The organism is Acinetobacter sp. V102_4, from assembly GCF_031799005.1.
Taxonomy (GTDB): domain Bacteria; phylum Pseudomonadota; class Gammaproteobacteria; order Pseudomonadales; family Moraxellaceae; genus Acinetobacter; species Acinetobacter calcoaceticus.
This window is the reverse complement of the sequence record NZ_JAVQNR010000033.1, coordinates 51,867-76,438: the sequence shown is the minus strand read 5'-3', so window position 1 is coordinate 76,438 and position 24,572 is coordinate 51,867. Positions and strand designations below refer to the sequence as shown.

Annotated in this window: 22 protein-coding genes and 1 pseudogene; 17 read left to right on the top strand and 6 right to left on the bottom strand. The window is 37.0% G+C overall.

What is annotated here, in order from left to right:
• The first annotated feature begins 9 nt into the window (after positions 1 to 9).
• The 5 genes from mreC (at position 10) to RMB13_RS04100 (ending at position 3,774) form a co-directional block, all read left to right on the top strand.
• Positions 10 to 867, top strand: a complete 858-nt coding sequence (mreC, locus tag RMB13_RS04120) for a rod shape-determining protein MreC (protein WP_311084490.1) — start codon at positions 10 to 12, stop codon at positions 865 to 867.
• Positions 854 to 1,345: a rod shape-determining protein MreD gene (gene mreD / locus RMB13_RS04115; RefSeq protein ID WP_003655328.1), complete on the top strand. Its 492-nt coding sequence runs from the start codon at positions 854 to 856 to the stop codon at positions 1,343 to 1,345. Before mreC ends, mreD begins: the two co-directional genes overlap by 14 nt.
• On the top strand, positions 1,333 to 1,893 hold the full coding sequence (locus tag RMB13_RS04110; protein ID WP_311084489.1) for a Maf-like protein: 561 nt from the start codon (positions 1,333 to 1,335) through the stop codon (positions 1,891 to 1,893). Before mreD ends, RMB13_RS04110 begins: the two co-directional genes overlap by 13 nt.
• A gap of 113 nt (positions 1,894 to 2,006) precedes the next feature.
• Positions 2,007 to 3,461, top strand: a complete 1,455-nt coding sequence (rng, locus tag RMB13_RS04105; RefSeq protein WP_311084488.1) for a ribonuclease G — start codon at positions 2,007 to 2,009, stop codon at positions 3,459 to 3,461.
• Positions 3,462 to 3,600: 139 nt separating this feature from the next.
• Positions 3,601 to 3,774, top strand: coding sequence for a PA1571 family protein (locus RMB13_RS04100; protein ID WP_002116397.1), 174 nt, complete (start codon positions 3,601 to 3,603; stop codon positions 3,772 to 3,774).
• A 27-nt stretch (positions 3,775 to 3,801) separates the two neighbouring features.
• Here the strand turns inward: RMB13_RS04100 and RMB13_RS04095 are convergent, their stop codons facing one another.
• The gene (locus tag RMB13_RS04095; protein WP_132071658.1) at positions 3,802 to 5,187 is read right to left on the bottom strand and encodes a wax ester/triacylglycerol synthase family O-acyltransferase; all 1,386 of its coding nucleotides are present in this window, start codon (positions 5,185 to 5,187) and stop codon (positions 3,802 to 3,804) included.
• Between the two features lie 171 nt (positions 5,188 to 5,358).
• Positions 5,359 to 6,093 (bottom strand): phosphoadenylyl-sulfate reductase, encoded by a 735-nt coding sequence (locus tag RMB13_RS04090; RefSeq protein WP_004639063.1) that lies wholly within the window; start codon positions 6,091 to 6,093, stop codon positions 5,359 to 5,361.
• Positions 6,094 to 6,277: 184 nt separating this feature from the next.
• Here RMB13_RS04090 and thrH point away from each other — a divergent pair, with 184 nt between their 5' ends.
• Positions 6,278 to 6,895: a bifunctional phosphoserine phosphatase/homoserine phosphotransferase ThrH gene (gene thrH / locus RMB13_RS04085; RefSeq protein ID WP_003655338.1), complete on the top strand. Its 618-nt coding sequence runs from the start codon at positions 6,278 to 6,280 to the stop codon at positions 6,893 to 6,895.
• Positions 6,896 to 6,952: 57 nt separating this feature from the next.
• Here the strand turns inward: thrH and RMB13_RS04080 are convergent, their stop codons facing one another.
• Both RMB13_RS04080 and RMB13_RS04075 read right to left on the bottom strand, forming a co-directional pair.
• On the bottom strand, positions 6,953 to 8,464 hold the full coding sequence (locus RMB13_RS04080) for an OmpP1/FadL family transporter (RefSeq protein ID WP_132071660.1): 1,512 nt from the start codon (positions 8,462 to 8,464) through the stop codon (positions 6,953 to 6,955).
• Between the two features lie 598 nt (positions 8,465 to 9,062).
• Positions 9,063 to 9,761: an NAD(P)H-dependent oxidoreductase gene (locus RMB13_RS04075; RefSeq protein WP_311084487.1), complete on the bottom strand. Its 699-nt coding sequence runs from the start codon at positions 9,759 to 9,761 to the stop codon at positions 9,063 to 9,065.
• A gap of 153 nt (positions 9,762 to 9,914) precedes the next feature.
• On the opposite strand from RMB13_RS04075, the gene RMB13_RS04070 reads away from it, so the two are divergent.
• Complete coding sequence (locus RMB13_RS04070) at positions 9,915 to 10,952, top strand: AraC family transcriptional regulator ligand-binding domain-containing protein (RefSeq protein ID WP_311084486.1); 1,038 nt, start codon at positions 9,915 to 9,917, stop codon at positions 10,950 to 10,952.
• A 48-nt stretch (positions 10,953 to 11,000) separates the two neighbouring features.
• Here RMB13_RS04070 and RMB13_RS04065 read toward each other — a convergent pair whose 3' ends face one another.
• A complete protein-coding gene (locus RMB13_RS04065) occupies positions 11,001 to 11,993 on the bottom strand; it encodes a fatty acid desaturase family protein (RefSeq protein WP_311084485.1) in 993 nt (330 codons plus the stop codon).
• A gap of 106 nt (positions 11,994 to 12,099) precedes the next feature.
• Entirely contained in the window at positions 12,100 to 12,900 is an 801-nt protein-coding gene (locus tag RMB13_RS04060) for a PaaX family transcriptional regulator C-terminal domain-containing protein (protein ID WP_311084484.1), read from the bottom strand.
• A 354-nt stretch (positions 12,901 to 13,254) separates the two neighbouring features.
• On the opposite strand from RMB13_RS04060, the gene RMB13_RS04055 reads away from it, so the two are divergent.
• From RMB13_RS04055 to RMB13_RS04010, 10 genes and pseudogenes are all read left to right on the top strand, one after another.
• Positions 13,255 to 14,073 carry an undecaprenyl-diphosphate phosphatase gene (locus RMB13_RS04055; protein ID WP_311084483.1) on the top strand — a complete coding sequence of 273 codons (819 nt, stop codon included), beginning with the start codon at positions 13,255 to 13,257 and terminating at the stop codon, positions 14,071 to 14,073.
• A gap of 156 nt (positions 14,074 to 14,229) precedes the next feature.
• A complete protein-coding gene (locus RMB13_RS04050) occupies positions 14,230 to 15,126 on the top strand; it encodes an AraC family transcriptional regulator (protein WP_311084482.1) in 897 nt (298 codons plus the stop codon).
• Between the two features lie 46 nt (positions 15,127 to 15,172).
• On the top strand, positions 15,173 to 16,171 hold the full coding sequence (locus RMB13_RS04045) for an NAD(P)H-quinone oxidoreductase (RefSeq protein ID WP_311084481.1): 999 nt from the start codon (positions 15,173 to 15,175) through the stop codon (positions 16,169 to 16,171).
• Between the two features lie 208 nt (positions 16,172 to 16,379).
• On the top strand, positions 16,380 to 17,255 hold the full coding sequence (gene hchA, locus RMB13_RS04040) for a glyoxalase III HchA (RefSeq protein ID WP_005036398.1): 876 nt from the start codon (positions 16,380 to 16,382) through the stop codon (positions 17,253 to 17,255).
• Between the two features lie 543 nt (positions 17,256 to 17,798).
• Positions 17,799 to 17,960: a hypothetical protein gene (locus RMB13_RS04035; RefSeq protein ID WP_165874548.1), complete on the top strand. Its 162-nt coding sequence runs from the start codon at positions 17,799 to 17,801 to the stop codon at positions 17,958 to 17,960.
• A gap of 72 nt (positions 17,961 to 18,032) precedes the next feature.
• A complete protein-coding gene (locus RMB13_RS04030; protein WP_311084480.1) occupies positions 18,033 to 22,673 on the top strand; it encodes an RHS repeat-associated core domain-containing protein in 4,641 nt (1,546 codons plus the stop codon).
• Positions 22,660 to 22,872 carry an OadG family protein gene (locus tag RMB13_RS04025; RefSeq protein ID WP_311084479.1) on the top strand — a complete coding sequence of 71 codons (213 nt, stop codon included), beginning with the start codon at positions 22,660 to 22,662 and terminating at the stop codon, positions 22,870 to 22,872. The genes RMB13_RS04030 and RMB13_RS04025 overlap by 14 nt, the downstream gene beginning before the upstream one ends.
• A 164-nt stretch (positions 22,873 to 23,036) precedes the next feature.
• A pseudogene (locus RMB13_RS21815) lies at positions 23,037 to 23,265 on the top strand (RHS repeat-associated core domain-containing protein); the annotation flags it as partial.
• 221 nt (positions 23,266 to 23,486) lie between these two features.
• Complete coding sequence (locus tag RMB13_RS04015) at positions 23,487 to 23,690, top strand: hypothetical protein (RefSeq protein WP_311084477.1); 204 nt, start codon at positions 23,487 to 23,489, stop codon at positions 23,688 to 23,690.
• 647 nt (positions 23,691 to 24,337) lie between these two features.
• Positions 24,338 to 24,553, top strand: coding sequence for a hypothetical protein (locus RMB13_RS04010; protein ID WP_311084476.1), 216 nt, complete (start codon positions 24,338 to 24,340; stop codon positions 24,551 to 24,553).
• Positions 24,554 to 24,572 lie beyond the last annotated feature (19 nt).

The window sequence follows — 24,572 nt, the reverse complement described above, 5'->3', positions numbered from 1 at the left end:
GATTAGGCGGTGCAACCGAATATTTTTTCAAGACAGCCGCCATCTTTCCGCTCGTTTATTATTGCGGTCATTACATGCTTGGTTGTGCTATTTTTTGATTGGCGCATGCCGTATGTGATTCAGCCAGCAAGGGATGTCTTGTACGCTGCATATAACCCAATTTATGCATTGGCCAGTTATCCAGTACTGTCGAGAGAATGGCTGAATCAGCAAACAAAATCTGAAGCACAACTGCGTCGTGAAAATACTGCGATGCAGGCTGAGCTTTTACAAGCTCAAGTCCGCTTACAGAAGCTTTCTGAACTATCTGCCGAAAATACCCGTTTGCGAGGTCTCCTTGATACACCATTAATTATTGATGGACGTATGGAGATTGCAGAAGTGATCGGGACAGATGCAGACCCATTGCGTCATATCATCATTGTTAACCGCGGCTCTATGGATCATTTAAAGGTCGGTCAAACGGTTCTGGATGATAAGGGGATTATGGGGCAGATCATTAATGTATATCCTCATAGCTCACGTGTAATGTTGTTATCAGATAAAGAACATTCACTTTCGGTACGTCTTGAACGCACTGGAATGCGGGCGATTGTTTCTGGTACAGGTGATTTGGGTCGCTTGAAAATGGAATATGTGCCGACTAGTGCGAATGTTCAAGTGGGCGATAAAGTGTTTAGCTCAGGTTTGGGCGAACATTTCCCAGCAGGTTATGCCGTAGGTACAGTTGCCAAAATCAAACGTCATAACTCAGGTGAGTTTGCGGAAATTGATGTAACACCAGCAGCGCAATTAGCAACAGGACACCATGTAGTTGTACTTTTTTCGGATTCATTAGCAAAGGAGCAGCCATATGCCAATCGCTAAACTGAAACGAGAAAAGCGCAAAGATCCATTATGGGGGATTATTATCTCCGTTATCGTGGGTTCTGTGCTCATGGTTTACCCGCTGTCCTACGATATTTCAGGTTGGCGCCCATTATTCATGTTGATGATTATGCTGTTTTGGGTGGTATGTCAGCCAACGTGGTGTGGGGTCTGGTTTGCATTTGGAATGGGGATTTTTACAGACTTATTGCTTGATGCACCTTTGGGCCTCAATGCCCTAAGTTTTGTAATTATGACTTTTCTTACCCGGTTTTTAATTCGTGAACGCCGTATCTTAACCTTTGGTAATTTATGGACGATTGCAACTCTGGTCATTATTGCTCATTTAGCGTTTATGTGGGTAACCCAGACCATGGGTGGAATTCATTTTTCGATTGCTAGACACTGGCAACCATTAATGACAAGTATCATCACTTGGCCAATCGTCTATTATTGTTTGGCAAAATGGCGAATATAGTTTTAGCATCTAGCTCTCCTCGTCGGAAGGAGTTGTTACAACAACTGGGTTTGGATTTTGAAATCTATAGCCCTGATATTGACGAATTTGTTCATGAGAATGAATTCGTTCATCATTATGTTGAACGTTTAGCTAGAGAAAAAGCGCAAGCTGTATTAAAACTTTTTCCAGAAGCAATTGTTATTGCTGCCGATACAAGTCTAGGGCTGGATGGCCAAATAATTGGTAAGCCTGAATCTAAAAGCCATGCTTTTGACATATGGAAACAATTATCTGGGCGTTGGCATGACGTGTTTTCTGGAATATGTGTTGCTACTCAACAACAAATGTTGAGTCAGGTTGTACAGACACAAGTTGAGTTCCAACATCTGACTACGCAAGATATGGAAGATTATTGGACCACAGGAGAGCCTGTTGGGAAGGCCGGTGGATATGCAATTCAAGGGATTGCTTCTCAATATATTCCCCAAATTCAAGGAAGTTATAGTAATGTGGTAGGACTTCCTTTATACGAATTTGCACAGTTATTAAAAAGAGTAAAGACATAAGGGGTTGTTATCATTCTTAATTGAATAGCATTGTCGATGAACACTAGACAAAGTTAAAGTTAACAGCTTCTCTGACTCTTTAATAAAAATTTTATAATGCTTTGAGTTTATGTATGTCAGAAGAATTACTTATTAATGTCACGCCTATGGAGTGTCGGGTGGCATTAATCGAAAATGGAACGGTTAATGAGCTGTATGTCGAGCGTACAGTCAAGCGCGGTCTAGTCGGCAATATTTACAAGGGTAAAGTCGTGCGAGTGCTTCCGGGCATGCAAGCTGCTTTTGTTGATATCGGTTTATCCCGAACAGCCTTTTTACATATCAATGATATGGTTTGGCCTCGTTCACAGCCCACCCCAAACGTTTTTGAACTCTTACATCCCGGTCAAACCCTGACCGTTCAAGTCATGAAAGATATGTTAGGAACGAAAGGGGCACGTCTGAGTACAGATCTCTCAATTCCTTCTCGTTATCTGGTTCTCATGCCATATGGTAACCATATTGGCGTATCGCAGCGTATTGAGTCCGAAGAAGAGCGAGATCGACTACGTAATATTATCGAAAGTATTCAATCTGAACATAATCTGCCGGGTAGCGTGATTGTACGTACAGCTGCCGAAGGTGTGGATGAGGCAGAAATTGCACGGGATATGTGCTATCTGAGTAAATTATGGGAATACATCCAACGTAAGCAGATTGATGTTGCAGTTCCTTCCTTAATTTTTGAAGAGCTTCCATTACCTCAGCGCATTATTCGAGATTTAGCAAGCGAAGAGACTGCAAAGATTTATGTCGATTCGAGAGAAATTCATGCCAAGCTTCATGAGTTTGTTGAAGAGTTTGTTCCGAATATGCAAAGTCGACTCATTCATTATCCGGGTGAGCGACCACTATTTGATCTCTATAACGTCGAAGAAGATATCCAGAAAGCCCTTCAAACACGTGTTGCTTTGAAATCGGGTGGCTATCTAATGATCGACCAGACTGAAGCCATGACGACAATTGACGTTAATACTGGCTCATATGTTGGCGGTCGTAGTCTTGAAGACACCGTTTTTAAAACCAATATGGAAGCGACTCAAGTCATTGCACGTCAACTTAGACTGCGTAATTTGGGTGGTATTCTCATTATTGATTTTATTGACATGCAAGAGGCAACTCACCGTGAAGAGGTGATGCGTCAGTTTGAAAAAATGCTTGAACGCGATCATGCCAAGACCAAAATCACTCAGGTATCAGAACTTGGTCTGGTCGAAATGACTCGTAAACGAACACGTGAATCGTTAGAACATTTGCTGTGTGAGTCGTGTCCAACGTGTCAAGGACGTGGTTTTGTCAAAACAGCAGAGACAGTGTGTTACGAAATATTTCGTGAGATATTACGATATACCCGTGCATTTGAGTCAACGAGTGGCTTTACTGTTGTTGCTCACCCTTCTGTGATTGACCGATTATTAACAGCAGAAGCACCCGCAGTGGCTGATTTAGAGCATTTTATTAACCGTGTCATTAAATTTCAGGTCGAAAATTTATATACGCAAGAGCAATACGATATCATTTTAAGTTAAAGTTGTAACAAGATATCGCTTAATCCTTGTTACAACTGAAATTTTACTTTCATTCATGAATTTTAAATACTACTTACATACAGTAGCCCTAGACGTTCTCCCTATTTAACGTCTTAGCAAACAATAAGAGGTATAACCCATGAATGTAAGTGAAAACTTAATTAGCAACGGTCTTAAACATGTTTTAGAAAGCACGCCAGTAAATAGCTGCTATATGTTGAATGACCAAGGTAAAGAAGTACCGATCACAACTGCAATGATTCGCTCAGTATGTCATCAGTTGCTTAACCAGTGCCGCACAATCAAAAAATAAGGGGCCAATTCAAAGCCCCTTAACTTTTTAACTTGCTGAATGATGTTTCAGTTGTTTCTCTGCAATAATTTCTTCAAAACGTTGAATTTCATCTTCTAAATGAGTCAAAAGGTTTTGCATTTTTGGCAAAGCATTTCGACAAGCTGTTAATCCCACTTCAAGCTTATCTAAATAACTGGTCATGGTAATATTTAAAGCTTGTCCATCCATGACAATCGAAGCAGGGTAGAGAGCGTCTAATTTCGCGCCATTCCAATAAAGTGGCTCACGTGGCCCTGGTACATTGGAAATCACTAAATTGAACGCCTGACGCTTAGGAAGCATTCCTGACATGATGTTTAATCCTGCCGGACCATAAACAACCGCGCTATAGTTTAAAATTTCATTAGCAGTCATACGGCTAAAGCGTTGCTTTGAATTCTGCATGCTGCGACGAATAATTTCTAGACGTTCTAATGGTTGGTCTTTATGAGTCCCTAAATTTGCCAGAATCATAGTAATCCGGTTACTCATATCAGAATCATCTGTGCGCAATGAAGCTGGAACCATGGCAATGAGTGGCTTTTTAGGTAAGCTATTTTGACTAATCAAATATTCACGTAAAGCACCAGAACATACTGCTAGCACAACATCGTTAATCGTTACGCCTAATGCTTTTGAAATTTTTCTAAGGCGGCTCAATTCAAAGGATTGGGCAGCAAAACGACGTGAAGCACTTACTCTTTGGTTCAAAATTGAAATTGGCGCCTGAAAGGTAGAAACATAATCAGGATTTTTGCCCATTTCTTTAAATATAGTCTGAGATAACTCTTGCATGACTTTAGGAGCTATATCCAGTTGAGACTTAATACCTCCTAAAATACTCTTAATTTTACTTGTACTTGGAGTAGGTACTTTTAGGCGTTTAGTTCTTTTGCTCTCAACACACCATAAAGGAACTACGTGTTTCTCTTCTGGTGTCTTTGAAAGTGATTTCTCGATCAAACGCATACCCGCAACGCCATCAACCATTGCATGATGGATTTTAAAATACATGGCAAAACGGTTGCCTTCGATTCCTTCAATAATGTCACAGGTCCACAGCGGCTTGGCACGGTCAATTAATGAGCTGTGTTGTTGTGAGATATAAACCAGAAGTTCACGGATGCGCCCAGGATGAGGCAAAGCAATGTGGCGAAAGTGATGATCGATATCGAACTCTTCATCCTCATCCCAAAATAGACCATTTAAACGGTTATTGAAGGGAGGAATAGGAATGCTTTTTGAGCGTTTAATATCTTCTACTAAATCATGTACAAAGGTTTCAGGTGCATTTTCAGGAATTTCAAATAAAAATAATCCACCGACATGCATGGGTTGCTGTCTTTTTTCAAGTGACAGAAAAATGAAATCAATTGGGTGTAATGGACGCATAAATCATTGTGCCTCATGCATTTTTCTAAGAAGCCCTTATCTGAGCTCTTATTAGAATTATAGAACCGTAAAATTAAGTATATAGCGTTTAGGGTAGAGAAAATATGACTTTGTGTACGGAACATGACATAAAAAAAACCACTGATTTGCCAGTGGTTTTTTGATATCAAATTACTTTTTCATGTTGCCTGCATGTAATCCGCACTCTTTTTGAGTCGCTTCTTCCCACCACCAGCGTCCTTCACGTTCATGTTGGTTCGGTAATACAGCTCGTGTACATGGTTCACAACCAATAGAAACAAAACCACGTTCGTGTAGAGGGTTATATGGAATTTCCATCATACGGATGTAACTCCATACTTCGGCACTTGTCCAGTTCGCTAGAGGATTATATTTAATAAGTTGCTTATCTGGACCAGAGAAGCCAGCATCAGCTTGTACTACTGGAATTTCTGTACGTGTACCAGGACTTTGGTCTTTACGTTGGCCAGTAATCCAGCCATCTAAAGTTGCAAGTTTTTTACGTAAAGGCTGAACTTTTCGGATACCACAACATTCCTGATGCCCATCTGTAAAAAAGCTGAATAAACCTTTTTCGTTTACCATGTTTTGAACAGCTTCAGATTCAGGAAAGCAGATTTCGATATTAATATTGTAGTGTTTACGGACAGTTTCAATAAATTGATACGTTTCAGCATGGAGTCGGCCCGTGTCGAGACTAAAGACACGGAAAGGCTTACCCAAACGTGAAGCAATATCAATTAAGACAACATCTTCTGCTCCCGAAAAAGAAATTGCAATTTCACCTTGTTGGCTTAAGGCAAGTTCTAAAATTTCCCGAGGGCTTTTGGTTGCATATTCAGCAGCAAGAGCATCTACGATATCAATAGTCGGAATAACGGTCATGTGTGTTCCTGGCAAAAGGCTTGGGCGCATTGAGTTATGAAAAATATTCTAAAGGATAGTTGATAAACTGCTTAGCACTTTAATTTCGATCCTTATGAATAAAATTGATTTGATCAATAACAACGCAAAACTGAAAATCTTAATGGTATGATACAGCAATTTTTAACCAACGTTGGAAGCATTCATGGAAATCGTATGCCTAGATCTTGAAGGGGTTTTAGTTCCTGAAATCTGGATCAATTTCGCTAAAAAAACAGGGATTAAAGAACTCGAGGCGACAACTCGTGATATTCCAGATTATGATGTTTTAATGACTCAGCGTCTTAATATTTTAAAACAACACGGTCTAGGCTTAAATGACATTCAAGAAGTCATTGCTGAGATGGGACCTTTACCAGGTGCAAAAGAATTTGTTGAATGGGTGAGTACTCATTTCCAACTCGTGATCTTGTCAGATACTTTCTATGAGTTTGCGCATCCTTTAATGAAGCAATTAGGTTGGCCAACAATTTTCTGTCATAAGCTAGAGACAGATGAAGAAGGAATGATCACCGCTTATAAATTGCGTCAACCAGATCAAAAACGTGAGTCTGTTAAGGCACTACATGGCTTAAATTTCCGTGTAATCGCTGCTGGTGATTCGTATAACGATACAACGATGCTAGGCGAAGCTGACCATGGTTTCTTGTTTGATGCACCTGCAAACGTAATTGCTGAGTTCCCGCAATTCCCTGCAATTCACGGCTATGACGCATTAAAAGAAGCAATACGTTCAGTTTCAAAGCGTAGCATTCCAGCTTAAATAGCAAGAATAAAAAAGGCGCTTTAAGCGCCTTTTTTATATGAATAGTTTTGAAACTTAGAATTTATAACCAAGTTTCAAACCATAAGCGATTGCGTTGTTGTCAGAGAACTCTGCAACATATTCATCACTACCTGCTTGCGCACCTGTTTGAGCTTTGGCATCACCCAACCAGAAGTATTTTACACCACCGGCAATAAATGTTTGTGGAGTAGGGCTATATTGAACACCTAAACCTACGTTCCAGTAACCTTCTGTTGGTCCTAATGTTGTTATAGGATTACCTGCACCAGAGTCCCAACCTACAGACACATTACCAGCCCACTTGTCGGTAAGTTTACGGCCTACACCCGCGTTCACAGACCATTGGTCATCAGCATATTCAACTAGGTTGAAGCCATTTGGACGTCCAACAAGACCACCTACAGCTTCTGAGACTTTGCCAAATTTATATGGTTGAATTGAGAAATCTTTCCAGTTCACCCAACGTACATTGGCAAACGCAACTGTATCAGCCATGACACCTGTTTGGAAATCAAGGTTAACAGACTGTGGTGTTGTAATTGTAGTTTTACCAGATGAGTTAATTGCTTGAAGTTTAGAAGCAGGAACATCTAAACCAGCAAGTACTGAAGTAAGACCAGGGAAATTTAATATAGATAAATTTTCATTAATATCCACTTTATGATCAATTTCAGAACGGTAAGTTACAGATGCTTTAAGTGCAATTTCAGGAATTTGATAAGCTGCGCCTGCTAACCAACCCGCGCCTGTTGTTTCTTTAATATTTGCATCATAACCATTATAAAGACTATAAGCTTGACCTCGTAAACTTACATTACCTTTAATTGTTTGTAATACAGGACCAGCGTAGAAATTGAAGTTTTGAGTCGGTTGGAAACCAAAAACAAAAGATAAGTTTTGTGTATCAACTTTAACTTTAGTTCCGCCCCTACCTAAATAATTATTTGCTGCATTAATAGCCGCTTGGGTGTTTTGTAGTGCTGTTAGTCCTGCACCTACAGTTGTATTTCCACCTGCAGCAACTTTTTGTAATGCGCCTAAGATCTCAGTTTGAGTTGGTTTTGTAGGATCACCGCCAGTAGTATTCGTCACATCTATAAGAGCTGGTGTAAATGCTGATCCAGATGCTTGAACTAATTTTTTAATTGAGCTGGTTGCTAACTCACCTAATGCCTTTTGACTTAAAATAGTATCAGTGCCTGGATTCGAAACGAATACATTATTACCTGAATATTCTGCATCTGCTCCAAATGGTTGATCATAGAGTAGACCGAAAGAGAATTTATCATTGAGTTGTAATTTTAATGCCGCACTTGGGAAATAATAATCATTACCCATATCGGCAATATCACGGCGAGTTGCACTTGATCCTGCTTCTTTACCCGCTACATCTGGGTCTAAAACCGAAATACCAGCTTCAAAGTAGTTACCAGGCTGCAAAAATGCAGACATTGATTGTCCAGAGCGATCCAATGCTGCTGCAAAAACCCCAGTTGCAGGCAGCGTTGCTAAAATCATTGCAGTGCTCAGATGTTTTAATTTCATTTTAATCTTTCCTTGAACTTCAAGACATTTTTTTAAAAGTAACAGAGTTAAACCGTTTAAACTGTGTTGCCTTCAAAGCCTTTAATTACAACTTATAAAAGCTTTGATAACTCCATGTAACAAAAATAGCATAATTACAATAAGAGTAAATCTGTTATATGAACTGAGGAGTACTCACTTTTTATACAAATAGTGTCAATAATGGATGAAATATGAAGGAATATTTTCATTGGTAAATTATTTTAATTGATTGATATTTATATTTTTTGCCTATTATTAATGAGGTTTGTTTTAGTGACATTTTTGTCACAAATCCAAGAAAAATGGTCAAAGATTTTTTTGTAAAATTATGAATTAATTGATTATGAAATGAGTATTAGTTGTCATTTTTACTTGATAAGTCTAGTTTCTCTACATCTGTATATTATTGATTCAGTTTTATATTCTTAATTTTATAAAAAAGTTCCCCTTTATTTTTTTACCATTTGATCTATTTTTTGAGCCAATTTAGACTTTCTATTTTAGAGGTTCAGCAAGAGAATAACCGAAAATAATAAGCTAGATTCGATTATTCATTTTTTAGAGCTAAAACACAGCGTTAGAGTGGGTATAACTTTTCATCAAATTTTTCAAGCTTAGGAAATTCTAGTGGTTCAAGTTGGTCTAGATGTGTTAGATAAGTTACATAGTCTTCGAGGAGAGTTTCTCTGGCTTCTTGGCTAATATAAGGTACATGGTAGGCAGTGAATGGAGGTAGAACTTCAAAACCAGCATATGCCAAAGTACCGCGCTGAATCGGGGATAGATAATGTTCGATTGGACCGTGAATAGCGTTTTCCCCAAACATGTGTGTTCTACCACCGAGTGTTAAACACAACATCGCTTTTTTACCAGCCATTCCACCGTGGTTATAAAAGCGTTTACCACCGTAAAAGAGCCCAGAAACAAATACACGATCAATCCAGCCTTTTAAAATTGCTGGTACAGAGGTCCAGTAAAGGGGGAAATTTAAAATGACTAAATCAGCTTTTTTTACCTTTTCAATTTCTGCCTGAATATCAGGAGCTAGAAGTTGATTTTTACTGGCATTTCTTTGTTCTAGAGCATAGTTAAAATAGTCAGGCTGATTGAGCTCTAAAAAATCCTCTTTGGATGCAATAGGGTTAAATTGTATGGCATATAAATCTGAAACTTCTACGTGATGTCCCAATTTTTCTAAGGTTTGCTTTGCTGTACTTTTTAGAGCAGTGGTAAAAGATTGTGGTTCTGGGTGAGCATGGACAATCAGGATATTCATAGGGGCACCTGTGTTTTTCAGAAATTGTGCTGTCTAGTGCAATTAAGCGGATTTTGTTTTGAATCACTATGCATCAATTTAAAAGCATGGCATAGTTCATGAACTGACAGTTTTTACCATTTCGCGCCATTTATTTTGCTCAATGGATTACTCATGAATCCAGAATTACCCGGAACTTATATTAACTTAATTGTCGAGACTGTTAAGCGGTGGGGTGTCTCTTGTGAGCAGCTTTTAGATGGAAGCGGCATAACAGTAGATCAATTAAAAAAACCATATTGGTATGTTGAGTTTAATACCTTAAATCAGCTCATTAAGCGGGCCATCGAGTTGTGCAAAGAGCCTGCATTAGCGGGGTATTTGGCTTTAGAAATGACTGCTTCATGTTATGGTTCAGTCGGAATGGCTGCCATGGTTTCTCCAAATTTAGGAGAAGCACTGAAAATACTTGAACAGTTCATTGGGTCACGTTGCGAGGTTTTTAAACCAGAAGTAAAACAAGAAAATAATTATGCATATTGGTTCATTCATCAGCCTGTAAAGGAATTTCAGTTGAGTCCAAATGCCAATATTTTTTTATTGGTAGGCTTTGTTCAAATTGCAAAAAATTTAACAGGCTTATCCAATTTAGGGAAAGTTGAATTACAAATGCCAGAACCGACAGGTTTTTCCAAAATAAGTAGTCAACTGGCAGTCACTTGTTTATTTAATCAAAAACGCAACAGTTGGATATTTTCAAAAGACTATTTAGCACAGCCTGTATTAACGGCAGACCCAATGTTGGCGCCTTTAGTAAATGCACAATGCAAGCGAGATATAGAAAAATTAAAGTTACGCAGTGGCTGGAAATGGCAAGTCAAACAAGTTGCTGAAAAATTACTTGTAAATGGTGAGATTGAGACATTAAAGGTAGGGCAAGTGGCTCAAGTCATGAATATTTCAGAGCGAACTTTGCAACGATATTTAGCCATTGAAAATACAAGTTTTACTATCTTAGTTGACTCACTTAAAAAGCAACATGCCCAGAAACTTTTAGCTCAAAATAACATGTCGATTGAAAAAGTAGCTTTAACTTTAGGTTATGCCGAGACTTCTCATTTTACCCGAGCGTTTAAGCGTTGGATGGGAGTCACACCCAAGTATTTTCAGACCCACAGCAAAATGGATGAATTGAGTTCACATTTGGGTTAGAGAGGCCACTGATTTAATTGCATGACCTCTAAATCTGATTCGAGAGCTCTAAGCTGTTTGTTCTGACTTAGATGAAAGCAACTGAATCACTTCAAAATAGCTAGGTGGTGCTGGGACATGTCCGCGGTCTCTCAATAGACGATGCATGCGTGGCAGTTTGAAGTAGGGTACCGAAGCCATTAAGTGGTGTTCCATGTGGTAATTGACGTGAATAGGGGCCACAAAGCTTCTAGCAATCCAACCTGCACGTGTTGTACGGGTATTGGTTAAAGCGGTATTGCTCGTTTGCATTCCTGCATGTTCGGCCATTGAGCGAATTCTTAAAAATAATGGAAATGGGGTCAAATAAGCTAAAGGCCATAACCAATAAAAACGTTGCTGACCAAATGCCTTTAAAACACCATAAAGAGCTGCGTTGGTTGCAATGGCTCCACTACTGTTTTTTACAATACTTTTGGCATAATCAACAAGATGTTTATTGCTGCGGTCTAGCCAGACTTGATCATTTGCAACCGTCCATTTCATTAAATCGAGATCCATTAACACTCGACCAAAGCTAAACTTTAATCCGGTCATACCCGTTAAGTCGCGTAAGAATTTACGAGTAAGAGATTTTTTACTTACAGGAAAACCAGAAACTAAAGAAAGGTCTGGGTCATCTGAAGTAGAGGTTTTTGCATGATGACGAACATGATGTAGGCGATATTTTTGTAAATCATTCCAGATTGGGCGGGCGCATAGCCATTCACCGACAAAGTCATTTATTTTTTTATTTTTGAACAAGCTTTTATGCGATGCATCATGCATTAAAATCGCTAGGCATAACTGGCGACCAGCTAATATTGCCAAGGCAAGCATACAAGCAAGTAATTTGCCCCAGCTAGGTAAGTAATCCCACATCATGATTAAGCTAGCAAATGTTCCCCCAATAACCGCCCATGTACTTGCAACAGCCCAAGCGCCGTAAGCATCTGAAGGCTCTGTGAGTTCTTGTATTTCTTCTCTGCTAAATAGATCGGTCACACTCACCTGTGTATTCATTTTTATTCTCCCAAAACAGATTTTGGTATTCATCTTTTATATTACCAATATAATCATAAAATTTTAAAAGTTGTAATATTTGTTTGTAAAAAAAATAAATCGTTCTTTAATATGTTAATTCATTTTCATAAAGTTTTTGCCACAGCTTTTGTCCAATCGAGTCTAGCTGTTGTACATTTTGAGCAAATTGATTGCGGGCATGTTCGTTAACAAAGGGAGAGGGTAGTAAAGGATCATTCATTAATAAAGTAATGGTTTCTCGCCCTAGTAACAATGCTTGAGCAGCAGCGTCATTGAGCGATAATTTTTCATATTTTAAAAGCCATTGCTGAATATCTTGGCTATAGTTTTTGTAGTTTAATTCGAGTTGTTGGGTATCCCATAAAGAAGCAATCAACTGAAGGCTTTTTGAATCAAACTGTTGAATAATAGAAATTTTGGCTTCACTTTCAAGGCCTGCTAAAACAAGTTCTTCACATGTTTTTTCGAAACTATAGGCCAAATTGTCAGGTCGAATATAAATACCGGTTTCGAGTTCTTTAAAGCCAAATTGACGTAATGCTCGTTCTCTCTTTTTTAAAGCGGTGCGATCTATGCGACCTAACGTACCTGTAAATACTGCAAGATAATGCTGTTGCCATTCTTTGGTTTGTTTAATGCCATTTTTGCGGTTCAAAATGATTTTTGCCCATTCTTTGGTTGATGGCGAAAGTTGATAAATACCGCGCTCGACACTTTCTATCATGCCTTCATTTAATAGCCGAGTCGTCGCAACTCGAATTCCATTTTCACTCATATTAAAAAGTTTAGCGGCAATCAATATTTGTTTAATGGTGAGCTGAGGATATGCTGAGGAAAGAAATAAATCGATAATAAGATGGCGTGCATTAATTTTAGTATTTTTCATTCAGATAGAATTTTTGATATGAGCTGCATTTAATCACAATAATATCATGTTTTTTTAAGAGCTTTTTAAGATGATTTTGTAGAGTAAGAGGCGGTAAAAAAGTTTTATCTATAACAAGAGAAATTTTGGCAGTTCTTTACCAAGTTTTATCTTTTTACGATAGTTAACCCAAGTTTGTCATCATGATGTGATACATTATCGCACTTTAAATAAACTGCCTTTAACTAGGGGCAATAACCACAAACGTTGGAAATGATCTGATATTGAACATGTGTTAAGTCAAATTTTAGGCTTACCAATTGCGATAAAACAAATTTTAGGTCGTTCTAATGATTAACTTTCTTTGAGCAAGTTATGGAAAATTTTGAAGTTATAAAAGCACTGTTTCTAGGCTTTGTTGAAGGCTTAACTGAGTTTTTACCCATCTCGAGTACAGGCCATCTAATTTTATTTGGTCATATTATCGATTTCCATTCAGACGGTGGACGTGTATTTGAGGTCGTAATCCAGTTAGGCGCTATTTTGGCAGTGTGCTGGTTATACCGACAAAAAATTATTAATTTGATTAAAGGTTTTTTTAGTGGAGACGTCGAGTCTCGTCATTTCGCCATCAGTGTACTTATTGCATTTTTTCCTGCAGTCATTATTGGTGTTTTGGCCGTCGACTTTATTAAAAGTGTTTTGTTCAGCCCAATTGTCGTTGCTATTGCATTGATTGTTGGTGCTCTCATTATTTTCTGGGTTGAATCTAAGCAGTTTGAACATAAGACAGACGATGCGACCAAAATTACTTTTAAACAAGCATTTTTAGTGGGGCTTGCTCAATGTGTTGCCATGATTCCGGGAACTTCACGTTCAGGTGCAACAATTGTAGGCGGAATGTTTTCGGGCTTATCACGTAAAGCTGCTACAGAATTCTCTTTCTTCCTTGCAATGCCAACCATGTTGGGTGCAGCAACTTTTGACTTGATCAAAAATGCAGACGTACTTACCGCTGATAATATGATTAATATTGGAGTTGGTTTCGTTGCAGCCTTTATTGCCGCTTTATTTGTTGTAAAAGCATTAGTGCTATTTGTAGAGCGCCATACGTTACGTGTATTTGCATGGTATCGAATCGTATTGGGTGTAATTATTCTAATCGCAGCAATGTTCTTTAATTTATCGGCTTAAAATCTGATGAAGTGAAAAAGCCTAGAATATTCTAGGCTTTTTTATGCCTAAAAATTGATTTGAATTGCCTATTTATACAAAGTAAACCTAAGACACATGTTTTCATTTTAGGTTCATTGTTATATTGATTATTAGATTACCTCTCGCAATAAAACTATGCCGCAAAATCATCTCTCGGAAAATTTGGTCGACGCATTTTTACATTTGGCTCCAGCAGAAGGTCTTTATCCTACTTTTATCTCCAACATCACCTTGATGCGTGTTGATCACTCCACATCACCTGTTGCAGTGTTGCAAGAACCTTCAATTGTTTTAGTCATACAGGGAGTAAAGCGAGGGTATATCGGCAAAGATATTTTTCAATTTCGTCAGGGGCAGTGCTTATTCATTTCAATTGCCATTCCCTTTGATTGCGATACAGTAGTTGAAAATAATGAACCAATGTTGGCTATTGCAATAAAATTTGAATCTCAAATGATGGTTGATTTAGTAACTAAACTGGATAAAGAACAACAAGTGGTTACCGAAGACTCTCAGTCAGGCGATTTAAAATTGAGCTGCGGGCTTAGAGTGATTGATATGAACGCGACTATTTCGGAAGTTACTCTACGATTGCTTAATTTACTTCGTTCTAAACAAGATACTTTTATCTTGGGTGAACAAGTAAAAAGAGAATTGGTTTATCGTGTAGTACAGGCTTGTGGAGGAGAGTTCATAAAAAATTTATCTGCCATGGCAAGTCGAAACGGTGTGATTTATACAATCTGTGAAATTATTCAGCGTGATTATTATCGTAATTTAACGGTTCAAGAGCTGGCGAAACAAGCGGGAATGAGCATATCGCTTTTTCACCAAACTTTTAAAAAAGTGACAAATTATTCTCCTTTACAGTACATCAAAATTACTCGACTGCATAAAGCACGTGAGTTGATCATGAACAAAAAAATGGGCGTAGCAGAAGCAGCCTATGAAGTCGGTTATGTCAGTGCCTCACAATTTAGTCGAGAATTTAAACGACTGTTTGGAATTCCACCTAAGTCTTCGATTATTTAACTTAGATCAGTATTTTTTAAATATAAATCAAACATGGAGCATATAAATGACCCTTCCAACCACTATGAAAATTATTGAAATTACCGCTCCAGGTGGACCTGAGGTTCTAAAAGTTCAAGAGGCTAATATTCCAGTACCTCAAGCAGATGAAGTCTTAATTAAGGTAAATGCTGCGGGAATTAATCGCCCTGACGTGTTACAGCGTATGGGGCTATATCCAATGCCTAAAGGCGTTACTCAAATACCGGGACTAGAAGTTGCTGGCGTGGTGGTTGCGGTAGGTGACCAAGTGCAACAGTTCAAAGTCGGAGATAAAGTTTGTGCTTTAACAAACGGTGGTGGTTATGCACAGTACTGTGCAGTTGCTGCGACACAAGTATTACCAATACCTGAAAATTTATCGTTTACTCAAGCCGCTGCTATTCCAGAAACGTTCTTCACAGTTTGGGCCAATCTGTTTGATATTGGTCGTTTAAAGGCAAATGAAACAGCATTGATTCACGGAGGGGCGAGTGGCATTGGCACCACTGCTTTAACCATCTGTCATGCTTTAGGGATTAAAACTTTTGCTACGGTTGGAAGCGAAGATAAAGTTGAGGCACTCTCTGATTTGACCACTGCAATTAACTATAAAACCCAAGATTTTGAGCAAGAAATTTTGAAACACACCCAAGACCAAGGTGTTGATGTTATTTTGGATATTGTGGGTGGCTCTTATTTCCAGAAAAATTTAAATCTATTAAAACGTGATGGTCGACTTGTCATTATTGGTTTTATGGGTGGTCGAATCGCAAAAGAATTTGATTTACAAAAATTGATTTTAAAGCGTGCCACGATTACGGGTTCAACGATGCGAGCGCGTACTAGTGAAGAAAAAGCACAAATTGCCCAATCTTTGCATGAGCATGTGTGGCCATTACTGGCACAAGGTAAGTGTTTACCTCAAATCTATAAAACATATGCTTTTTCAGATGTACAAAGTGCTCATGAATGTATGGAGCAGGGTGATCACATCGGAAAGATCGTTTTAGAAATGAATGCGTAAAGCTGGAATAATTAAGGTTTAGGTGAACGACAGGTTCACCTAAACTAAATTTTATAATTTAAAGCTCTGCCTATTTCTCTATAAAAATTGCCAAATTCTATTGGTAGATTGCACCAGTTCTATGACTTCACCTATACATTGAGTAAGAAATAAGAATTGGCTCTTAATTTATTATTTCTTTCCATACTGATGAAAAAGGATAGTAACAATGAATACCGCAAATATTGATGATAAAAATCCTACTCCAGATTTGGCTGAAGATAATGCCTTTTTCCCATCACTTTATTCACTGAGTCAATATACTGCTCCAAAAACAGATTATGATGGAACTACATACTCAACGCCGTATATGGGCAGTAAAAAAATCTTAGTGATTGCAACCGATGAGCGTTATATTCAAATGCAAAACGGTAAGTTTTTTTCTACTGGGAATCATCCTGTTGAAATGCTTTTACCGATGTTTCATTTAGATAATGCTGGCTTTCAAATTGATGTTGCAACACTTTCAGGTAATCCAGCTAAGCTTGAAATGTGGGCAATGCCAAAGCAAGAACAAGTTGTATTAGACACTTTTCAAAAATATGCAGACAAGTTAAAAAATCCTCTGAAACTCATAGATATTTTAGAAAAAGTAGTAGGGGAAAACTCACCTTATGCGGCTGTATTTATTCCGGGTGGGCATGGTGTATTAGCTAAGATTCCACATAGCCTTGAAGTAAAAAAAGTCCTTAAATGGGCAGTTGAACAAGATAAATTTATTATTACTTTATGTCATGGGCCTGCTGCATTATTGGCTGCGGCTGTAGACGAAGCGCCTGAAAACTATATTTTCAAAGGTTATCAAATTTGTGTATTCCCTGATGCTTTAGATGCAGGGGCGAATATCGATATTGGCTATATGCCAGGTGCTTTACCTTGGTTAGTCGGTGAAAACCTTGAAAAACTCGGTGTGGAAATTTTAAATAAGGGTATTACTGGACAATGTCATAGAGACCGTAAATTGTTAACAGGCGATAGCCCACTTGCTTCTAATAATTTAGGCAAACTTGCAGCTGAAACATTGTTGGCTGAAGTGAAGGATTAAGTATATTGTTTTATCGAAATAGGGCTTTTATTAAGTCCTATTTTTTTATAAAAAAATCAAAAAAACAGCTCTTTTATAATTTAATTAAATGTTTTTTTTGATTATTTTTATTTAAAAATCAATTGAATTATTAAGTTTAATTAAGATTTATTAATAATAAATAAAATCTATGAAGGTGAGCGAGAGTTTAAAAAATATAATTAATTCATTTGTTTAAAAAATTATTTAAAAATAGCCTATATTTATAAATGTTGATTTATTAGGCAATAGTGTTATCTTTTGTAGAAAGATCGTTCTTTCTATTTGCCTTCTGATTTATCAAAAAAATTAAAGATAAATAGGTAGAAGTTACGAAAAATAAAAATAGGAATTTTTTTATTAAGTAAAGGAGAGATTAGGATAATCAAAATTTAAAAATATTGCTTATAAGTAATTAGAGCTCTCGTAATCCAGTATTGAGAGTATTTGTATGGAATGTTGGATAATTTATAAAAGATCTTATTCAAAGTTATAAATTTCCAACTAAAAATTTGGAATTAAAAAATGAAAAAATATAGCTTGCCACTGTTAGTTGCTCTTTTGCTACTACAGAGTGGTTGTAATGATGAAAATCAGGATTTACCAGAGCAAGGTCATAATGGACCGACTATAGATGTACAACATGATATGAAGACATCACCACAAGTAAAAAGTAATAACGAGTAAGCTTGTAGTTAATAAAAATCTTAATAATCAATTTATTAAATTTATTAATAAACTGAAAATAATGGATATCTGATGAAAAAAATAATTGCCTATATTATGGGGGTATTTGTGCTCATGTGTTACACATTAGCGCATTCAGCCTCAACAACTAATGGTGATGCTGTATCTCAAGCATATGCAGTCAGCAATTCACTAAAAATTCAAGAAAATGTACCTGGTATTAGTCTAATTGGAGGGCAGATTACTCATAGCCAAAATTTAATTTCAGGGAAATTACCTTACTCCATTTCTTATGTTGGTTCAGTACGTAATAGTTTATCTGCTTCCAATGATTATTTTGATCAGTTTCTCACAACAGGGGGATGGACTGACAACTATCAAAATAGTGTGCGTTTCTTTAGTATGAACGATGCTGCACATCCAACTTATGGTTACTACGCCATTCGTTTACCTGGCTCTAGACAAGATATTTGGCTACATAATACTACCCGCTCATTTTGTTCGGGGGGTGTTATGCGAGCATACTCGTCTGATGTATTAGGGGTGCTGGCTTATCAGAATGGAGCAAATTTAGTTTGGTCGTGTGAAACACATGGTTATCAATTTACTGAAAATGCGAATGGAAGTATTACGATCAACTATCGTGGTACAACATTTACTACAACTACGAATAAAGTGACCCAATCTGGTACAACATATTTTCGTATAGCCAGTGTTCAACAACCGCAAGGGGATAAATTAACATTTGGTTATGATAGTTACCTAAATATGGTAAGTGTTGCTGATGGCCGTAATAATCAACTTACTTTTACAAGAACTTATCAAGCTGGAACTACACAAACCGTTGCTGAAAAGCGATTGATTACTAAGGTTGAACTTACGAGTGGCATTGGAACTAAACAAAATGCGACTTTTACTTATGGTTCATATAATAGTCAGGATGCAAATGGCAACACAGGGAGTATTTATTATCCAGTAACAGCGACTTCAACTATAAGTGGTAAAACGACCTTTGGTTATACTCCAATTAAACAATGGGGAATTGATGGTTATTTGAACTTTATAGGAAAAACGATTAGTAATACAAATGCAGCTACTCTAACTTCTTTAAAAGATTCGAATGATGTATTACGTCGTGAATGGTTGGTGACACAAAATTATGCAACCTATAATTCTAATACAAAAACTTATGCAACAGCCAAAGTAACTTTACAGGTACGGACACCAATTGGTAGCAGTAGTGCAGATGATTATACAGTCAACTATGATGACAATGCTCGTACTGCAGTTTTGACTACAAAACCTGATGGGATCACTAACAGTACAGTGACCTACACAATGGTGCCTAAACCAAAATTAAAGGTTAGTGAGTCGGGTCAGCAGTATAATGATGATGGTGAACTTGAAATTACAGTTTCTGGTACGTTGCCAGCTTTGACTATAGATAATCAGGTTCCAAAGACAATTACCATGCATAGTTGGTATGATTTTCTTCCTCAAATCGTTATGCAAAATGGTTTAGTAATTACTCAAGATATTGATGTATCTGCGAGACCGATCAGTACAAGTTATGCCTATACTGGTTTACCTACAAAAACAACAACGTATAGTTATGGAACTTTAACAAATGGTGCAGCTAATCCGTATTTAGTACCTACAATTGTAAAAACGCCATTTTTAACGATTACTAATCAAGTTAATGCCAATGGCCAGATTATTAAACAGACACAGACATCGTCACAAACGGGAAGTACGAGTAAGGTTACAGACTATACTTACTACACTGACATAACAAAACCAGATTATGGATTGATAAGCAGTGTTGATGGACCGAGAACTGGTACGCTAGATAAAATAACCTATGTTTATGACACTTTTGGTAATTTGGCTAGCCAATCACAAACCGTAAATGCTGTAGCTAGAATTACTCAGTACATGACATATAATAATTTTGCTCAACCTGAAAGAACTGTGTACCCAACAGGTCTTGTTGAACAATATGTTTATAATGCTGATGGGACACTTAAAAGCCAGACTGTCGGTGTTGGTGGAACGACAGGTACTATTACAGGTCAAACAACCTCTTATACTTATAATACTCTTAAGCAAAAAATTAGTGAAACGAACCCAGATGCTGAGGTAACACAATTCGCATATGATACGATTGGTCGTTTAGTTCAAACTACATTACCGAATGGTAATCGTATTCAAAAAGCTTATTTCCCTAATGGGGTTGTCTCAAGCGAAAAGAGCTTATCTAGTTCGGGTGTAGTTACTGCTCAAAATTATCAATATCTTGATGCAAATGGTCGAGTCAGTAAGACTCAACAGGGTAGTGATTCGACGCGTAGAACTAGCACCATCCTTTACGATGTAAATGGTAATGTTGGACAAACTACAAGTGCTGAAGGAATTATTGAAAGATGGACCTATGATGGCTTTAATCGGTTAGTTAGCCATATGGATGGTATAGGAAATATAGATAAAAAAGCTTATGACCTACAGGATAATGTAATTCTCGCAAAAGATGCTTTAAATGCAGGGAGTGATCCATTTAGTTATCGTAACGGTAATGTATTAACTCAGGAAGTTAATAGTGATTATGGAACCAAAGCTTACACTTATAACGAAGCAGATCAGTTAACGCAGCGTTTGCATGGGACTCGTAAGTGTAACTATAACACGCTAGATGAATTAGGCCGTTATAAAGCATTTGTATGTGCTGCAAATAGTGGAACTACAGCTAGTGAATATCAAGTTAATGACAATTATAGTTATGACCAAAGCCGTTATGGCCGTCTAGATAAAGTTACAACTGGTGTGACAGGCTATGATGTAGATACATTATATACATATGATGCATACGACAGAGTTACCCAAAAAGGTACAACTAATCAGTTGTTTAACCGTTATGCGAACACCCTAGGTAAAACCCTTAATGTGAATTATGGCTATAGTACGGGCGGTAAACTTACTTCGATGACCTTACCATCTGGTCGTAGTCTTACTTACAGTTATAGTAGTACAACGGGAATGCTGACGGGTATTAACTTAAATGGTAGTGCCCTTGTTCGTAGTTTGAGCTATGACGGAGCTAACCGGGTTACGGGCTGGCAATGGGGAGCATCAGGTAATGCGGGTTATGCCCAAAGTTATAATAATGATGGATCTATAGCAGCTTTAACGAATAAAGATAATGCATCAGCAGTCAATTATTCATTAACTTTTGGGTACGATAAAGATGGTCGTATTACTCTAATTACCCGTAATAATGGTACAGCTGATACGTATAAATATGATGCAGTTGATCGTTTAGTATCTGAAAATCGGAAAACAGGAACTACTTCGAATTACGGTATTGGTTATACCTATGATACGAATGGTAATCGGGTTAAATATGCTGCCACTGGGCAACATATGCAGTCAGGTTCTATTATTAATTCGACATATACTGGTAATAAATTAGTTGGATTAACCAAAGATGGTGTTGCACAGAGTCTTACAAATACTGCCAACAGTGAGCTCAGCTATGGTACTTATTTACCGACTTACGATTATAGTGGTCGTCGCAAAGTAGACCGAGCAAGCACAGATTACTACTACATGAACTACAACCATAAAAATGAACGTAGTTTTAGAGATAAAGTAGTGAATGGTGCTGTGTCTACAATGACTCAATACATCTACGATGAGGAAAGTCATTTAATTGGAGAATATGACAAAACCGGAGCACTTGTAGAATATGTATGGATGGGCGGCAAACCAGTAGCCGCAATTTATGGTAGTGGTGCTGCAACCAAGATCTATTACATCGTTACAGATGCTCAAAATACACCAAGACGTTTAGTGGATGGCGTGAGTCATGCAGTAGTGTGGAGTTGGGATTCGACAGCCTTTGGTGTAGGTAACCCAACAGGATCAATCACGTTTAACTTACGTTTCCCTGGTCAATATTATGATGTGGGGACTAACCAGTTCTATAACCACAACCGTTTCTATAACCCAGAACTTGGCCGTTATATGGAACCAGACCCGATTGGGTTAGAGGGTGGTCTAAATCCTTATGCATATGCGGGTAGTAACCCTGTGATGAATGTGGATCCGAGTGGGCTATCATTAATGCAAATGAATGATTTTGGTTTATCAATGACTAGAGGGGCTGATTATTCATTAGATAATATGATCCTAAATCAGCAAATTAATCAGTTTAATAATTTTCAAACATTAAATATTGGTTATGGTCCAAATTATACTTCAGTAAGCTATGACACTTCTTATGACAATATATGGGCACTTGGATATGGAGGAGTACCTTCCAATTGGAATATCCCTCAAGTGAGTTCACCTTTAGACATTATGCAAAATCGTTACTATGATATGAAAACAGATAACACAATTGGTAATGATAAATACTTTCACTGCTTAGCACATTGTGAAGCATCTGCGACGGGAAGTATTGGTGTCGCCACTTCACAAGTAATAGGTATTGGTAGAGAGGTTACAGATATGGGACGGCCTGATAAATGGCCAGTAGATTGGCAAGGGAGTTTTTCAGACACTTTAGAATATAAATGGACTGACTCAAAAGCGGATATGGATGCGAATCGTACTGGTAGAGAAGGAGGGAAATCTGGTCAAGTTTGTTATCATGTATGTAATCCATATGTTGTACCAGGAATAAATCAGAGGTATTTAAGGAATGGAAGTCGTTAAAAAAATATATAAAATATTTAAATGGTTTGTTTTTATAGTTTTAATATTTATTGTATTACTCGGTTTAATTGGATTTATTGCAAATAAATTCTTTGATAATGCTGCTATGAAAGATGCTTGTGCAGACTCAGGAGGTGCATGGGATTATCAAAAAGATCAGTGCCAATTTGGTCCGAATGATCCTAGAAATAAGAAATGAGATTCTATTGTATTCTCTAATATCTAAATTATAGAAAATAGCCAGTTACTCATTAGTGGGTAACGGGCTTTTCGTTATATAAAGATAACAACTTTTTCTGTTAAAAAATAATCATTATAAAAATTTTATTAATATTATAAGTAGAAAAGTGATATGGATTTTTGGATTCGACAGTATTTGGTGTATAACCAAACAGGATCAATCACGTTTAACTTACTTTTTCCAGGTCAATATTATGATGTGGGAACTAATCGGTTCTATAACCACAATCGTTTTTATAATCCAGAGCTTGGCCGTTATATGGAACTGGACCCGATTGGGTTTGAGGGGGGCTTAAATCCGTATGTATATGCGGATAGTAATCCAGTGATGAAAGTAGATCCGAGTGGGTTGGAACTTATATCCATGTTATGCAATATCAATAAGGTATTGATGTTTTTAAAATTGGGTTATTTTTATAGTGTAAATAAAATTAATATTTATGATTTTCAGTATGTTACTAACAGTCCATTTTCTTCATATAATATTGAACAGCAAGGTGATTTTGCTGTAGGAATATTTAGAGGTAAATTGCCTAACATTATAAAAAACCGTGGTGCTGGAGGTAGCTGGTAATGGGGAATTTGTATAGCTTACTATTTATACTAGTATTAGTGGCATGCTCTGGTACAGTTAATTTGCTTATTTCGGGTAATGCTAATAAAGGAGTTGTATTTGAGTTATCTAAAAGTGATGCCAAAAAGCTTGATAGTGGTTTTGGATTTTATGTAATGGATAATAGTGCTGTTCCTGCTGGTGTGTTGAAAGAAACTGTATAGCAAATTAAGATAAGCAGGGAAATAAGTTGGTTTAATTTTAAAAATGATTACACCTATAAATGGACTTATGAAGTTAAAACAAACGGATTTAAAGATATTGTAAAACTCAAACAGCTAAAGTTAAATACCCAATATTATTATTCGATTGATGGTGGGGCTGGCTATCATGGTTCAGGTTGTTTTTATTTAAATGAGAATAAAATGGTTATAGGTAGTAAAAGCTGTTGAGTCGGGTATTTTTCATAACTCTGGACTTATATTTTATCTTGTATAGGCATTACTACTTTAGGTTTATGCTTTAACTGATGAGATGAATCAGTCTTTTGATAATTTAATTTTTCATTGTAAAAGTAATTTTGAAGACTGCGGGTTATTAAAATAGTTTTTTATATTTTAAGATGAAATAGGGTATTTTATAAATTAAGTGCCCTATTTTTATTTAAATATAGTAATTATTTTATATTTTACTTGGATATTTATAATTTAATAAATTTTAATTCAATCTAATAAAAGTATGTCTAAAAATAAAGCGATATAAAAAACATACAATTTGTTTTTTTATTGACCAAAGCAATTGTTTTTTGTATAAAGAGTGTTCTGTATATGTTTTTATTTTGGTAATTTTTAGTAACTAATAGGAAAAGTGAATGTTTAAATTAATTAATAAGTTAGGTTTTTTTTGTTTAGCACTTTCAGGAATTCTTATTCTTTCTGCCTGTGAAACAGAGCAAACTTCATCAAAAGAAAATGATGCTATGGTCGGGTACGCACAAGACCTCGCAAAAAAACAAGCTGAATTTGCCTCTGAAGAGCAGCTAAAAAAGCATAATAGTGATGTCATTATTAATCAAACCAATAAGTAAAAAAAGTTAAGTATAAATA

Excerpts from the sequence above, each read along its gene's own strand:
- hchA (WP_005036398.1), top strand. The coding sequence starts at position 16,380 with ATGAATACCGCAAATATTGATGATAAAAATCCTACTCCAGATTTGGCT.
- RMB13_RS04050 (WP_311084482.1), top strand. The coding sequence starts at position 14,230 with ATGCCGCAAAATCATCTCTCGGAAAATTTGGTCGACGCATTTTTACAT.
- RMB13_RS04095 (WP_132071658.1), bottom strand. The coding sequence starts at position 5,187 with ATGCGTCCATTACACCCAATTGATTTCATTTTTCTGTCACTTGAAAAA.
- RMB13_RS04090 (WP_004639063.1), bottom strand. The coding sequence starts at position 6,093 with ATGACCGTTATTCCGACTATTGATATCGTAGATGCTCTTGCTGCTGAA.
- RMB13_RS04035 (WP_165874548.1), top strand. The coding sequence starts at position 17,799 with ATGAAAAAATATAGCTTGCCACTGTTAGTTGCTCTTTTGCTACTACAG.
- RMB13_RS04065 (WP_311084485.1), bottom strand. The coding sequence starts at position 11,993 with ATGAATACACAGGTGAGTGTGACCGATCTATTTAGCAGAGAAGAAATA.
- RMB13_RS04055 (WP_311084483.1), top strand. The coding sequence starts at position 13,255 with ATGGAAAATTTTGAAGTTATAAAAGCACTGTTTCTAGGCTTTGTTGAA.
- RMB13_RS04030 (WP_311084480.1), top strand. The coding sequence starts at position 18,033 with ATGAAAAAAATAATTGCCTATATTATGGGGGTATTTGTGCTCATGTGT.
- thrH (WP_003655338.1), top strand. The coding sequence starts at position 6,278 with ATGGAAATCGTATGCCTAGATCTTGAAGGGGTTTTAGTTCCTGAAATC.
- RMB13_RS04060 (WP_311084484.1), bottom strand. The coding sequence starts at position 12,900 with ATGAAAAATACTAAAATTAATGCACGCCATCTTATTATCGATTTATTT.
- RMB13_RS04025 (WP_311084479.1), top strand. The coding sequence starts at position 22,660 with ATGGAAGTCGTTAAAAAAATATATAAAATATTTAAATGGTTTGTTTTT.
- RMB13_RS04010 (WP_311084476.1), top strand. The coding sequence starts at position 24,338 with ATGTTTAAATTAATTAATAAGTTAGGTTTTTTTTGTTTAGCACTTTCA.
- RMB13_RS04100 (WP_002116397.1), top strand. The coding sequence starts at position 3,601 with ATGAATGTAAGTGAAAACTTAATTAGCAACGGTCTTAAACATGTTTTA.
- rng (WP_311084488.1), top strand. The coding sequence starts at position 2,007 with ATGTCAGAAGAATTACTTATTAATGTCACGCCTATGGAGTGTCGGGTG.
- RMB13_RS04075 (WP_311084487.1), bottom strand. The coding sequence starts at position 9,761 with ATGAATATCCTGATTGTCCATGCTCACCCAGAACCACAATCTTTTACC.
- RMB13_RS04110 (WP_311084489.1), top strand. The coding sequence starts at position 1,333 with ATGGCGAATATAGTTTTAGCATCTAGCTCTCCTCGTCGGAAGGAGTTG.
- RMB13_RS04045 (WP_311084481.1), top strand. The coding sequence starts at position 15,173 with ATGACCCTTCCAACCACTATGAAAATTATTGAAATTACCGCTCCAGGT.
- RMB13_RS04015 (WP_311084477.1), top strand. The coding sequence starts at position 23,487 with ATGGGGAATTTGTATAGCTTACTATTTATACTAGTATTAGTGGCATGC.
- mreD (WP_003655328.1), top strand. The coding sequence starts at position 854 with ATGCCAATCGCTAAACTGAAACGAGAAAAGCGCAAAGATCCATTATGG.
- RMB13_RS04080 (WP_132071660.1), bottom strand. The coding sequence starts at position 8,464 with ATGAAATTAAAACATCTGAGCACTGCAATGATTTTAGCAACGCTGCCT.
- RMB13_RS04070 (WP_311084486.1), top strand. The coding sequence starts at position 9,915 with ATGAATCCAGAATTACCCGGAACTTATATTAACTTAATTGTCGAGACT.